The organism is Marinococcus tarijensis (genome assembly GCF_054971385.1).
Genome location: NZ_JBQOJA010000048.1, coordinates 1 through 12,778, shown reverse-complemented (window position 1 = coordinate 12,778; position 12,778 = coordinate 1). Strand labels below are relative to the sequence as shown.

The following is a 12,778-nucleotide window of genomic DNA, read 5'->3' as shown; positions in this document are numbered from 1 at the left end:
TACCTCGACATTGCCGAGCCGAACGACCACTTCGGCTCGCAGACCGAAGCCGCCGTCAAAGCCTTCCAGCGGGACCACGGCCTGAGTGTAAATGGAATAGCAGCAACATCTACACTTTTAAAATTAAATGAAGCTCTGGAAGCTAAATTGAACGAATCTATTCCATCACCTTTCACTTCCGTACTGAACCAGGGAGACAGTGGAGACAGTGTCATCATGCTGAAGCAGTACCTTGAAGCTGTCGGTTACAGCACTAACACATCAAGCACGTATGATCAGCTGACCGCAGATCAGGTAAAAGCCTATCAATCCGCCAACGGGCTTTCTGTAAGCGGATCGGCGAACGGCCAGACCTTAAGTTCCCTCGTTGAAAAGCGGGGCACGACGTATGTGTTTTCCGGTAAGCAGCGCTTCGGCCACGGTGTAGGAATGACTCAGTGGGGTGCTTACGGTATGGCCCAGCAGGGATACAGCTACGATGAAATCTTAAAGCACTATTACACCGGCATCGATGTAGTGACCAGCGACAGCTATAAAAATAAAACGATGCGTGTACTTCTCGGAGAGACCCAGAAAAACTCTGCTGATATCGAAAGCTCCTCCGCTTACAGCATCGTGACAACGAATGGAGACACGCTGTTCGAAAACGTCTCCGGCTCCACCACCGTCACATACGGTTCGGGCGGAAACGGGACGTATACCGTAACGAATAGCGGGATGGAGAAAACGACCACTGACCCGATTTACGCAGCAAGTGCAAACAACGGTACTATCGAATACAATGACGTTACCTACAAGGGTGAAATTCATTTTTCTAAAAGCCTGGTAGACGGTAAATACACAAGCAGCTGGGTGATGGACGTTGTTAACCACGTGAATATCGATACGTATCTTGAAGGCGTCGTTCCTTACGAAATGTACACCAGCTGGAATGAACCAGAGGCATACAAAGCCCAGGCAGTTGCCGCCCGCTCGTATGCGATGACAAAAATGAAAACAACCGGCACCTTTGATGTGTACAACGATACTCGTTCCCAGGTGTATCACGGAGTGCCAACCGGCGCCCATAGCAACCCGACCATTCTAAATGCCATTCAGTCTACAGGTGGACAGGCCATTCACTACAATGGCCGGCTGGTGGAAGGCGTCTACTCCGCCTCTGCGAGCGGGCACACCGTGGATGCGGCAGACGTGTGGGGAAATAATGTCGGCTACCTGATCGGTGTTCCGGATCCTTATGATCCATCCCATTACAACCAGGTGAGTTGGACCGAATCCTTTTCGTTAAAAGAACTTTCGGCTGTTGATTATTTCAAAAATGAAAATAAAGGTGAGGTTCTTGCACTTCAGCCAACGATGAAAAACGAACGTCTTCAAAGCATTGATGTGATCATGGAAAAAGGGACAATCACTCTTACCGGTGACCAGTTCCGGAGCGCCGTTGACTCAAACGCCATGAAATCGAATATTTTAAGCATCAAGGAAATTAACTAAAGACAGCACAAAGGGAGCTTCTCTTCACAGAGAGGCTCCCTTTACTGTTCTTTAAAAAATCCTTTAATTTTCTTCGATCTGCCTACAACTCAATTTAACAAAGTACAAAAATTTTTCTGAGATTAAATTGTTATTTACTAAGTTATTGATTTTTTGGTAATTCAAGCATTTGTCCTATTTCTTCATTCCATTCTGGTGGATAAAAACTACCAAACCCGCTTTGCGGATAAAAAGTCATCTCTCCGAAAAATATATTACCATTTACGTAATATAAATCAACTCTTACAAAAGGAATATCGGCAGCTAAAACTTCGACTAATTCAAGCATTTTTTCATATTTTTCTGGTTTCGAATGTTTTATTTTGGAAGTCGGCAGTGGTCTTAAACCATTAAAGGGCATGTGGCTCCATTCTCTGTCATAAAAATCAATTGTTTCCTGCTTACCCCGGCTGCGTATAACTTGGCAATAAGCAGCTTTCCCATTAAAGCAATAGAACTTATAATCAGTTAATCCGCCGTTAGAGTTCTTTTCTTCAAGATATTTCTCACATAAAATCCGTGGCTGAATTTTTCTGTAAGGTTCTGCTCTTCCGTACCAATACCAATTTCTTTTCATCCAATGCGAAAGCTGATTCTCCGCTTTTTCAGTATCCAGTTCATTTTTATTATTACAAATAATATTGGACTGAGAACCATGCGTACATTTCAGCACGAATCGATCAGGTAACGCTTTCCAATCAATGGCTTCAACACTTTCATATACACCATGCAACGGAACTAAATATGCTTCTCCAATTTTTTCTTTTACATAAGAACGTACTTTGTATTTATCAACACATTGAGTATAAAAATCACGTTGATCATAAAGTTTAAGCCATTGAAGTTTATCATTGAAAGTTCGTGGTTGTTTTAAATTTAATTTTTTTCCTGTTTTAAGATAGTATTGAACTACCAAATACGTCCGGTCTGATAAAAAATTTGTAGGTAAGCGATTGAAAACGGCCCCCAGGACCTTGCGAGCTTTTGTTAATATATTTAACAATCTTTTTGAGATAGAAATGATGTTTATCAACTCCTTTTTATTCAGCCTCACTTCTACGAGAAGCGTTTAAAATTCTATGTGAAACGATATGAAGGAAAATGAAATTTATCGACATAACTATCGAATACATAGCTATAGTCAAATAAGGATTAAAATTATAAATCCATGAAATACCAAATGCTATTAATACTAATACAACCCGAAGAATATCAAGAAGCAAACGGGCTCTTTGTTTTTCCAATATTACAAATAACTTACCAGAGGGAGCAAAGATAAACATGAAGAAAATCATAAAGGCAATGATACGTGCATACTCACCAGAAGTGGTCCAGTTTTCTCCAAAAACCAAACTGAATAACTGGGGCCCTAGAGCCACCAAAGCAATTAAAGGCAGAAGCCCAATGAGTATTAGTTTTTTAAACAGGCGATTAAATAATCGCTTTAGCTTCGAGGGATGTTCCTTCCCAATATTTGCGGCCTCCGCGTAAAATACGTTGGCTACTGAGGTCCCCATTAAATTCATTGGTAATTTTACGATGGTATATGCCAGCCCGTAAAAACCAACCGCTGAACTGCTGAATACTGAAGTAAAATACAAAACAGGCAGAGAAGAGCTCAAGGACATTAATACAATTGAGGGCATATTGTAAAATGGAAAATTTTTATACCTTTTAAATGCCCATTTAATTTCTGTTGGATAAATTAATTTGGAATACTCTTTATATCGCTTGCGAACTGGCGCAGATAACACACGAATTCCAGCGCTCATACCCGCGATATGCCCAAAAACCAGCCCAATTGGTCCAGCCCCCAAAGCTCCCGTGCCTACTTTAATCGTATTAGATAATATACTTTGATTAATGAGCGTTCTGGACACGTTTTTATAATCACGCAAACGAAATGCCCACTGATTGAAAATTTTATAGAGCCCGGCCAGCAACACCCCTAGTGGAATTAAAAAACGATACTGGTAAAGGGTCTCGGACTTAAATATGGTTAAAAATACATCGCCGAAAATTAAAAAAACGATAGAAAGGAGAAGAACGAGCAAAGCAAGAACCAACAGACATAAGGTCAGAATATTAATTGCTTTTCGTTCGTCTTTTGCAATTGGCAAAGCCAATTCATACTTTAAAGCTCCCACGGCCAATATACTAATGATAGCTGTATAGGTTGTTAAAATGCCGTATTCGGTAGGTGTATAGATCCTTGTAATGACCGGGGACAGTAAGATGTTTAAAGCCTGGGCAAATGTCGTCCCCCCCATTACCATCAAAATGCTTTTCCAGAAGTTGCTCTTTAATACTTTATTAATCATATCGATTCTCCATTGGAGTAATTTAAAGGTATGTTTTTCATTAATTCCTGCTTAAGAAACTTATAATTTCTTGTTTATTTTCTAACGCCTTTCTTTTTAATTCCTGCTTAACCTCTAATGTATTTTTATCCCAATATTCTTCTTGAATAAATTCTTTTATACTAGTGGAAATATCACCGTTTATTTGACTTAATTCATAAAAGTTCTTTTCTTTATTAATCTGTTCATAAAATCTTTTGGTTTTTTGATGCGCAGCTATTCCAAAAGTTCTAGTTCCTAAAGCGAAAGAAGTGATCCCTACATGGAGTTTAGTAGTTATAACGCCATCTAGTTGACTAAGAAAAGCACATGTGTCCCACATGTTTTCGTGACGGTATATTAACGGCTCTTCTTTTAGTCTTTTTCTCATTTCATCTATAGCCTTTTCTTGAGGCAGTGAGTTTCTCTTATCAGCTATGAGAACTGGTTTGATATCTTCATTTTCCAATACTTTTAAAATTGATTTCATCACATTTTCGATATTATCTTTATAAAATGAGTCACCAGGCGCTACACCAATATGTATGCCTAAGTAATATTTGGCTGTATCTTTAGCAATTATATTAGAGGCTTCCTTTATTGATTCCCGGGGGATATCTTCTTCACTCAAACTAAGCACAACGTCACCAGTGATTTTCATTTCATTATTTTTGACACCATATTTCTTGAGATATTCAAATGAAGCTTCATCCCTAACCAAAACTTTTTCCGCTGAGTTACATATGTTTACAATAGAAGTTCTAGTTAAAATATTTGAAACAGGCCCTGCTCCTACGCCGGCAATCATGTATTTTTTATTATTTTTTTTAAAATTTTTCCCTGGTACATGGTGTTTCTTTCGAAAAAAATTTAGACCCCATTTATATTTTTTATGGTTAGGTTCTCCAAAATATCCTCCGCCTGTGTAAATTAACTTTTCACTTTTATTCAAACATTCTTCTCCGACTTCTTCAGAAGAGGATATTTGGTCTCTATATACTTGCGACGCAAAAGGAAGGCCCACCTTTAAATTTAATTCCTGCACCCATTTTGCTTGAATACCAACAAGTAGTTCGTCTCCAAAGTTTTCATTCTCGTAAGCTCCGTGTAGGGAAATCATATATTTCCTTAACCTCTTTTCTTCTAAATAATTATCGATGTAATTAATGCAACGAAATTATGTACATAGTAGTGAAAATAACTTTTTAATTCCATATTTCAAAACGACTGACCGGAAGTATGGCCTCTTTTCTGCAAACTTAGCCGCTTAACTTGCTGTTTTCCAGGAAAAGGGGGATTTGCGGTTATTCTTTTAAACAGGGCAATATATACAATCTTTATAACAGTAATTCATTTGTTATTATTAATATCATAAATGAATTAAAGATTTATCCTTTTTTCTCATCTAATTGCTGATACAGGTGCAAATATTTTTTCGCTACACTTTCCAAAGAGAAATTTTCGTATATTACCTCTCTTGCGTTTCTTCCCATTTGCTCCCGAAGATCTTTTTCATCAATCAATTTTTGTAATTTTTCGCTTAGTAAATTTGCACTTTTAACCGGCACTAAATACCCGTTGTAATTGTCTGTAACAATATCTCTATTGCCCCCAATATCAGTAGTTACAGAAGCCAGTCCTGAAGAATTTGCCTCCAGTAACACATTCGGCAGCCCTTCAGAATAAGAAGGTAACAGAAATATGTCTGACGCTTGCATATATTCTTTGATATTGTCTACTGAACCTTTATAAACAATATTAATAGAAGCCTTCGATCTGTTTATCTCTGCTATTCTATTTTCAAACTGAATATTTTCTAAAATAGGCCCACATAATACTATGGTGCATTTAGTATCGTTTTCCAACATACCTACTGCTTCCAACAAATCTTCTATTCCTTTTCTTCTATTAATCGCCCCGGCAAAAAGTGCAATAACGCTATCTGGTGGTAAATCAAGCTTTTCTTTAATTTGATTTTTATGTTCTTCACTGACTGGATGAAATATATCTATGTCCACGCCATTCGGTATTTTTACTATACTCTCCTGAACTTTAAGTGTTTTTTGAATATTTTCTTTAATCTCTTCACTAATAGCCACGAATTTGTCTGTGCTTCTCAAGAATTTTTGTCTGCGTCTTCTAGCAAAACGCTTAAATTTATTAATATTTTCCAGTTCTCTTGTGCTTAGTTCTTCCTGGATAACTTTTACAATTAATTTTTTTTGAAATAATTTTCTTGCAATATTGCCTACCAATGCTTCCGGGCCTGCTTTTATACAGTGCATCAAATTATATTTTTTTCTATTTAAACTCAGCCATAATAATGTTCTCAAACAAAAAACCTTAAAAATCACGCTTTCTTTAGAAGAACGCTGAAAACCTAAAGGTACTACTTTTAAATTTTCACTTTCTTTTTGTTTAGAAGAATTGAAAGCAGTGAGCAGAGTAATATTTACAGAATTTTTATCTGTCATGGCAGATATTACAGATTCCAACTGTTTTCCGTAGCCCGAATATTCTGGGGGGTACTTGAAACAAATTATCACTATGTTTTTCATTTAACAGGCCACCTGCTTTTCATTATATTGTTGAATACAGCAGTTTATAATAAAATTCGATAATAAAATATATTCTTTAATAATTAACAAACTTCTACCCTTATTGTTTCCTATAATTTAGTTCAAAATGGTTTATTACTACTAGAGCTATGCCTAAGAAAAGTAAATAGGAATTCGAAAGGTTAAAGGAAACATTCCAAGTTAAGAATGAATGTAAAGCTATAAAAATACTTCCAATTACTATAAAATCTTTTTCCCAATTTTTAATTAAGGAAAATACATATTTCAACAGCAAAAATATAATTACTACCGAAATAATTAAGCCAAATATACCTGAGCTGTAGAATATTTCTAAGAAAAAATTGTGAGGATATCCGAATCTATCATCTACAGTCCAAGCATTTAAACCATACCCCAAGAAATTGTCTAATGATCTATTTATATAATATTGATACACTTCAACTCTCGGCTCGTCTTCAATATCTGTCAATAAATTCATTATTCTTTCCGTTCTTAGGCCTGGAGATAATAATAACCCCACGACAGCAATGACAATAAACCCTCCCAAAGTGCTGTATAGCCAGAGAAATTTTTTGTTTTTCCAATTATAATAAATAATATATGCAATAATTAATATCATTGGAAAGAGTATAGAAGCCCTTCCGGAGAGTTGTGACAATGCACCAACATTCAAGATGATACCTAAGATGGCGAGCGCTTTCCATCCCCACTCACTTTTAGTGAAAAATAAAGCCACAGCTACTAATAGCCCTATTGATAAAGGGAATCCCATAACTAAGTAATTTTCTCCTAAGCTGGGGTTTAAATCTATGAACCCCATAAGCCTTAGTATCGATACTAGAACAGACCAGGCTAACTGGAATATAAGGAATAGCTTGACCTCTTTTCTTTCCAGGGCTAAAAACGCAGCAGAAAATGCCAGACACACGCTTAAATATTTAGCTGAATCAATCATAGTTAATTCGGTATAGTTACTTACTAAGCCAGAGACGATTAGCACAGTCCATAAAAACATTAGCAGCAGCCAATAATAACCTCTGCCCTTTTGCTCAAGCAATGGTATCTCTTTATCAAAAATTACTTTCACAATGCCAACAGCTAAAAAACCAATAATAATAATTATATTTACCAGTTCATGACTTATAAATACAATTTTCAAACTCGGTATGTTGAAAGTCAAAAACAGGAAACAGGCTAAAATATAATTAATTAATTTGTTATTTCTTTTCATAGTGACCTTAGCTTCCTTCCCAATATACTGATGTCAGAACAAGCCTAGAAACTTTTTCTTATTTTTAATCTTTAACGGCTCATCGAGCAGCGGATCTTTATTTTCAATAATACGTTCGGCGTTATCCAGGAAGGTTTCCACGTACTCTGATCCAAGATGATGATCGATGTAATCATAGGCTTCCCTTAGGTCAAACGGGCGCAGGTCGATGTTGTGGGCATCCGTAGACACAATATGCGTTAAATTGTGGGTTACCATGTCTTCAGCGAACTGCTTGATGCTTTTGTTCATTTTACCGGTAAAGCAGTGGGCAGTCACCTGCGTGAGGGCACCATTTTTCACGAACTCATGCAAAAGGTCCGGCTGCTCGCGGAACGCCTTCGTCCGCTCGGGGTGCACGATGACCGGCACATAGCCCTCCACCTGCAGCTCAAACATCAGCTGCTTCGCGTACCGCGGCACCTGGGCGCTCGAAAATTCCACAAACACGTAGCGGCTGTGATTGAGGCCAATTGAGATTCCTTTTTTTAAATCATCGACCAGCTCCCCGTTAATCCGGTTCTCCTGGCCCGGGAGCACCTTTACGTCAATACGGGCGCTTTTCAGTGACTCGTTCACGTAATCCACCAGGTGCGGAATGTCCCGGCCGCTGTTATCCCAGGCACCGTTTTTGTGGTGCGGTGTAGCAACGACGGTATGTATGCCGTTTACCTGCGCAGCTCTTGCCATTTCGATACTGTCCTGAATGGTTCCGGCCCCGTCATCAATACCGGGGAGTATATGTGAATGCAAATCAATCATAATCATTTGCTCCTTTACGTTTTTTCCATATCAACAGCTTATCATATTTTCATTTTTTTCTGCATGATTATTCTCTATACTGGGACTTATATGATTGGAGTGATTACATGGACTACCGCCAGCTCGTCTATTTTATGGAATCTGCCCGGCTAGAAAGCATCACACGCGCTGCTGAGCACCTGTACGTTACCCAGCCGACGATCAGCAAGATGCTTCGGCAGCTCGAAGAGGAGTGGGGAGTGACGCTGTTTGACCGTTCGCGTAAAAAACTGATCCTTACCGATGCCGGCGCAGTCATGCTCGAGCAGGCAAAAAAAATCCGTCACGCCTACCATGGGCTTGAGCACGAGCTCGATGCCCTTCGCGGATTAAAGCGCGGACAGCTCCGCATCGGCCTGCCGCCGATCTTAAGCTCTTCCTTTTTTACGCAGGTGATCGCTCCTTTTCACGAAAAGTATCCGGAGATCACCCTGCATCTTGAAGAAAATGGCTCGAAAAAAATTGAAGAGGCCCTGCTGCACGGCGAGCTCGATGTCGGTGCTGTGGTGCTGCCAACAGAGGAGTCGCTTTTTCATACGCACCCGTTTGTTGACGAACCGCTTCAGGTCGTGCTTCCTGCCCGCCACGAACTTGCAGCCCGCCCGGCTGTCAGTCTGGCCGAACTTAGCCACGACCGTTTTCTTCTGTTTAACCAGGATTTTTCCCTGCGCCAGCAGATTATTACCGCCTGCCGGGATATCGGGTTTATACCCAGCATTCTTTCGGAAAGCTCGCAGTGGGATTTTATCGAGAAAATGGTTGCGAGCGGCCTCGGCATTACCTTACTGCCCGAAAGTATCTGCCAGGAGCTTGGCGGTGAGGTGGTTATCCGGCCGCTTGCAGGAGAATCACTCCGCTGGAGGCTCGGCCTCATCTGGCACCGCGAGCATTACCTTTCATTTATTGCTAAAGAATGGCTCGATTTTTCCATTCCGGTGCTTTCTCAAATGAAGCAGGAGGATTAATGCTTTTGTCATAGACATAAGTTATGATAATTATATAAAACATTCATTTTTATTATGTTCTCACATGGAGTATCCTTAATAATGAAATGAAAGGAGACTTCATTATGCAGGCAAGGAAAATGCGTGAAAGCCGTATCGTCAACACTGACCAGGTACTGCTGAACGATTTAAATAATTATAATTCCCTTTTTGGCGGCGTTCTGATGAAAAAACTCGACAGCTGCGCCACGCTGTCGGCCCGCCGGCATTCCCGCGCGAAGGAATGCGTTACCGCTTCAACTGATTCCATCGATTTTCTCTGTTCAATTTTCCAGACGGATTCGGTCTGTATTGAATCATTTGTGTCCTACACTGGCACAAGCTCGATGGAGATTTTCTGCAAGGTTATCGCTGAAGACATGATGAGTGGGGAACGCCGCATTGCTGCTACGGCCTTTTTAACCTTTGTTGCTCTTGGCGACCACGGCAAACCAGTACCGGTACCAGGGATCATCCCGGAAACCGATGAAGAAAAAACCCTGTTTGAAACTGGCAAAGACCGCGAAATTGACCGTAAGCACCACCGGCAGAAAAGCAAGGAGCTTGCGAAATTCATTACACTGGAAAAACCATGGGATGAACACGAGGGGGTCACGCAGTATGATCACATTAACTAGTATTCAAACGCTCCGGAGCGTAGATGAAGAACGCATCTCATTAAGGCAGAACAATGAAGAGCTGTATACGCTTTGGACCCATGCGGTCCAGCTGACCCGTAAGCTGCAGCTCCGCTATCAAAGCCTTTGCTCGCTGCTTCAGCCGGCAGGAGCAATGCCGTCTGACGTCGAGGCCCTGCCGGATTCTGTACGTCGCCTTTATATCGAGGAGGTTCAGAAGCTGCGCAGACAGACAGATGATAAGCAGCTGCAGCATTTTGTTCAGACACTTTCCCCTGAAGAGCAGGAAGCCTTCTGTGCGATGACGGCCGGTGCCACCCCGGAATCCATTAAAGGACTGAAAAAATAACGAAACGAATCCAGGCAATTATATTGTCTGGATTTTTTTGTAACTTCCCTATCGTTTAGACGACTATCATTTGTAGCAAATATCATATAATTACAGCCTATTGTACTATTGCTGAATTAACTATAAAATGAAGCATACTACATCATCAGGCAGACAGGGGAAATGAACACATATGAAAAAAGCATTACTTATTATTGGCGGGCTGTTTCTGGCGCTCCTTATAGCAGTCGGCATTTATGCCTGGTATCTCTATGATTCCGTGGCAGATACCGCAGAAAATATTAATGAAGGCGAAGACCGCCAGAGCAACCTCCGCGATGCGGACGTGGATATGGATTCGAGCGAGCCGATTTCCATTCTGCTTATGGGCGTCGATGCCCGGAACGGAAGCACCTCAGGCCGGACCGACACGATGATTGTGGCGACCGTGAACCCGGAAACAGAATCCACCAAAATGGTCAGTATTCCCCGCGATACTTATACGGAAATAATTGGGCGCGGGAACCAGGATAAAATCACCCACGCTTACGCTTTTGGCGGGGCCGATATGGCCATGAACACAGTGGAAAATTTTCTTAACGTACCGATTGATTACTATGCCACCATTAATTTTGACGGGTTCGAAGACATTGTAAATGCTGTTGGCGGCGTTACCGTAGAAAACGATTTTGCTTTCAGTGATAATGGCCATGATTTCCCAGAAGGGGAAATTGAACTGGACGGTGAGGAAGCACTCACTTACGTGCGCATGAGAAAAGAGGATCCGCGCGGGGATATTGGACGCAATGAACGCCAGCGCCAGGTTCTCGAAGCCGTCGCGAATAAAGGGCAGAGTGTGACGTCCATTACGCGTATCGGCGACTACCTTGACGTGGTGGAAAAAAACGTGCGCACAAATATGACCTTTGACGACATGAAGGATCTGCGTTCGAATTACTTTGGTGCCCGGAATGATATTGAAAACATCAACTTTAAAAATGGTCAGGACCGCACCATTGACGGCATATATTACATGGAACAGGACCCGGCTGAAGTGCAGGAAATCTCGAACATGCTCCGGGAACATCTTGAGCTTAAAGACGGAGAAGAGACCTCCAACTAATTTATAACAAAAGGGCTGCCCGCACGTTGCGGGCAGCCCTTTTGTGTACAAAAAAGAAAAACTATTCTTTTGCGCCGGGATAAGTTAAAAAAACATCTAGATGAAAAAACAACTCACTATATTTTCCATAACAGTTCCATAAAACAATTCTTAATAAATTATTAACGTGCTCCCGAACCAGTAAACATTGTTTTAATAGTCTTAATAATGATTATTATATCCAATTTCAAAGATCTATTTTTAATATAATACATATCTTTTTCAAATTTCTCTTGCGGAGTCAGATCATAGCCCCCATTGATTTGAGCCCATCCGGTTATTCCAGGCTTTACGGCTACTCGGTTAACGAAACCTGGGATTTCCATATTAAATTGAACAGTAAATTCGGGTCTTTCCGGTCTAGGGCCAATTAGCGTCATATCTCCTTTGATTATATTATAAAACTGTGGAAACTCATCAATTCTTGTTTTACGAATGAACCTTCCAGACTTTGTAATCCTCGGATCGTTCTTCTTTGCCCACTGTGCCCCGTTTTTTTCAGCGTCGCAGCCCATAGATCTCAATTTTACCACGTTAAAATATTTTCCATCTTTCCCTACTCTTCGTTGTGAAAATATCGGGTTGCCTGGGGTTTCCAGTCTAATAAGCACCATAAATACCACTATAATTGGAGATGTTATTAATAATCCAGTAATGCCTATAAATATATCTACAATTCTTTTTGCTGATAAATAAATATAAAAGCGCGCTCCCCGCGAATTTTTATTTAAATAAACTACTGAATTGTTTTTTAAAGAATAATCATCCCTCAGAGACTGGTTTTCTTTTTCATTCGTCAGCACTGACTTCTCCTCCTATAAACAATTCATTAGGGGTTAGCTACAAAATCCTTTTGCTTAATTAAAAACATATGTAATTCGAAAACACAGCAAACACATGATGACTACTTTATCTATTTAAACATACCGATAATCTATTTTATAGAGTAAACCCTCCATAGTGAATATTTTTCTCATAACTCCGTAAGAAGTACTCACTGTTATAATCGTTATTCACGTAATTAAGTTTCACTTTTTTACTTTTTATTAAAACTAAATAGTTTAATTCGGGACCGTCAATAATTTTGTGTAAACGGCTGTCCTCTTCCAGCCTTGAAGTTAACCCTGCGGTTGAAACATATCTTC

The 12,778-nt window shown here is 40.1% G+C and carries 13 protein-coding genes; 5 read left to right on the top strand and 8 right to left on the bottom strand.

What is annotated here, in order from left to right:
* The coding region (locus ACTTK7_RS16430; RefSeq protein WP_462869177.1) for a SpoIID/LytB domain-containing protein at positions 1-1,494 on the top strand (1,494 nt) is incomplete at its 5' end.
* Positions 1,495-1,636: 142 nt separating this feature from the next.
* On the opposite strand, the gene ACTTK7_RS16425 is transcribed toward ACTTK7_RS16430, so the two are convergent.
* From ACTTK7_RS16425 to ACTTK7_RS16400, 6 genes are all read right to left on the bottom strand, one after another.
* Positions 1,637-2,566, bottom strand: coding sequence for an ATP-grasp fold amidoligase family protein (locus ACTTK7_RS16425; protein WP_462869176.1), 930 nt, complete (start codon positions 2,564-2,566; stop codon positions 1,637-1,639).
* A gap of 7 nt (positions 2,567-2,573) precedes the next feature.
* A complete protein-coding gene (locus ACTTK7_RS16420; RefSeq protein WP_462869175.1) occupies positions 2,574-3,854 on the bottom strand; it encodes a lipopolysaccharide biosynthesis protein in 1,281 nt (426 codons plus the stop codon).
* Between the two features lie 40 nt (positions 3,855-3,894).
* A complete protein-coding gene (locus ACTTK7_RS16415) occupies positions 3,895-4,992 on the bottom strand; it encodes a polysaccharide pyruvyl transferase family protein (protein ID WP_462869174.1) in 1,098 nt (365 codons plus the stop codon).
* A gap of 268 nt (positions 4,993-5,260) precedes the next feature.
* A complete protein-coding gene (locus ACTTK7_RS16410; protein ID WP_462869173.1) occupies positions 5,261-6,430 on the bottom strand; it encodes a glycosyltransferase in 1,170 nt (389 codons plus the stop codon).
* A gap of 100 nt (positions 6,431-6,530) precedes the next feature.
* The gene (locus ACTTK7_RS16405; protein WP_462869172.1) at positions 6,531-7,682 is read right to left on the bottom strand and encodes an O-antigen ligase family protein; all 1,152 of its coding nucleotides are present in this window, start codon (positions 7,680-7,682) and stop codon (positions 6,531-6,533) included.
* 33 nt (positions 7,683-7,715) lie between these two features.
* The gene (locus ACTTK7_RS16400; RefSeq protein ID WP_462869171.1) at positions 7,716-8,483 is read right to left on the bottom strand and encodes a tyrosine-protein phosphatase; all 768 of its coding nucleotides are present in this window, start codon (positions 8,481-8,483) and stop codon (positions 7,716-7,718) included.
* 107 nt (positions 8,484-8,590) lie between these two features.
* Between ACTTK7_RS16400 and ACTTK7_RS16395 the strand changes: the two genes are divergently transcribed.
* From ACTTK7_RS16395 to ACTTK7_RS16380, 4 genes are all read left to right on the top strand, one after another.
* Positions 8,591-9,487, top strand: coding sequence for a LysR family transcriptional regulator (locus ACTTK7_RS16395; RefSeq protein WP_462869170.1), 897 nt, complete (start codon positions 8,591-8,593; stop codon positions 9,485-9,487).
* A 104-nt stretch (positions 9,488-9,591) separates the two neighbouring features.
* The gene (locus tag ACTTK7_RS16390; protein WP_298786200.1) at positions 9,592-10,143 is read left to right on the top strand and encodes an acyl-CoA thioesterase; all 552 of its coding nucleotides are present in this window, start codon (positions 9,592-9,594) and stop codon (positions 10,141-10,143) included.
* Positions 10,127-10,492 carry a hypothetical protein gene (locus ACTTK7_RS16385; RefSeq protein WP_298786202.1) on the top strand — a complete coding sequence of 122 codons (366 nt, stop codon included), beginning with the start codon at positions 10,127-10,129 and terminating at the stop codon, positions 10,490-10,492. Before ACTTK7_RS16390 ends, ACTTK7_RS16385 begins: the two co-directional genes overlap by 17 nt.
* 172 nt (positions 10,493-10,664) lie before the next feature.
* On the top strand, positions 10,665-11,594 hold the full coding sequence (locus tag ACTTK7_RS16380) for an LCP family glycopolymer transferase (RefSeq protein ID WP_462869169.1): 930 nt from the start codon (positions 10,665-10,667) through the stop codon (positions 11,592-11,594).
* Between the two features lie 161 nt (positions 11,595-11,755).
* Here the strand turns inward: ACTTK7_RS16380 and ACTTK7_RS16375 are convergent, their stop codons facing one another.
* Together ACTTK7_RS16375 and ACTTK7_RS16370 are read right to left on the bottom strand one after the other, a co-directional pair.
* Positions 11,756-12,436 carry a sugar transferase gene (locus tag ACTTK7_RS16375; RefSeq protein ID WP_462869168.1) on the bottom strand — a complete coding sequence of 227 codons (681 nt, stop codon included), beginning with the start codon at positions 12,434-12,436 and terminating at the stop codon, positions 11,756-11,758.
* 136 nt (positions 12,437-12,572) lie between these two features.
* Positions 12,573-12,778, bottom strand: a 206-nt coding sequence (locus ACTTK7_RS16370; protein WP_462869167.1) for a hypothetical protein, incomplete at its 5' end; no start/stop codon positions are given.

Excerpts from the sequence above, each read along its gene's own strand:
- ACTTK7_RS16405 (WP_462869172.1), bottom strand. The coding sequence starts at position 7,682 with ATGAAAAGAAATAACAAATTAATTAATTATATTTTAGCCTGTTTCCTG.
- ACTTK7_RS16400 (WP_462869171.1), bottom strand. The coding sequence starts at position 8,483 with ATGATTGATTTGCATTCACATATACTCCCCGGTATTGATGACGGGGCC.
- ACTTK7_RS16420 (WP_462869175.1), bottom strand. The coding sequence starts at position 3,854 with ATGATTAATAAAGTATTAAAGAGCAACTTCTGGAAAAGCATTTTGATG.
- ACTTK7_RS16380 (WP_462869169.1), top strand. The coding sequence starts at position 10,665 with ATGAAAAAAGCATTACTTATTATTGGCGGGCTGTTTCTGGCGCTCCTT.
- ACTTK7_RS16395 (WP_462869170.1), top strand. The coding sequence starts at position 8,591 with ATGGACTACCGCCAGCTCGTCTATTTTATGGAATCTGCCCGGCTAGAA.
- ACTTK7_RS16415 (WP_462869174.1), bottom strand. The coding sequence starts at position 4,992 with ATGATTTCCCTACACGGAGCTTACGAGAATGAAAACTTTGGAGACGAA.
- ACTTK7_RS16410 (WP_462869173.1), bottom strand. The coding sequence starts at position 6,430 with ATGAAAAACATAGTGATAATTTGTTTCAAGTACCCCCCAGAATATTCG.
- ACTTK7_RS16385 (WP_298786202.1), top strand. The coding sequence starts at position 10,127 with ATGATCACATTAACTAGTATTCAAACGCTCCGGAGCGTAGATGAAGAA.
- ACTTK7_RS16390 (WP_298786200.1), top strand. The coding sequence starts at position 9,592 with ATGCAGGCAAGGAAAATGCGTGAAAGCCGTATCGTCAACACTGACCAG.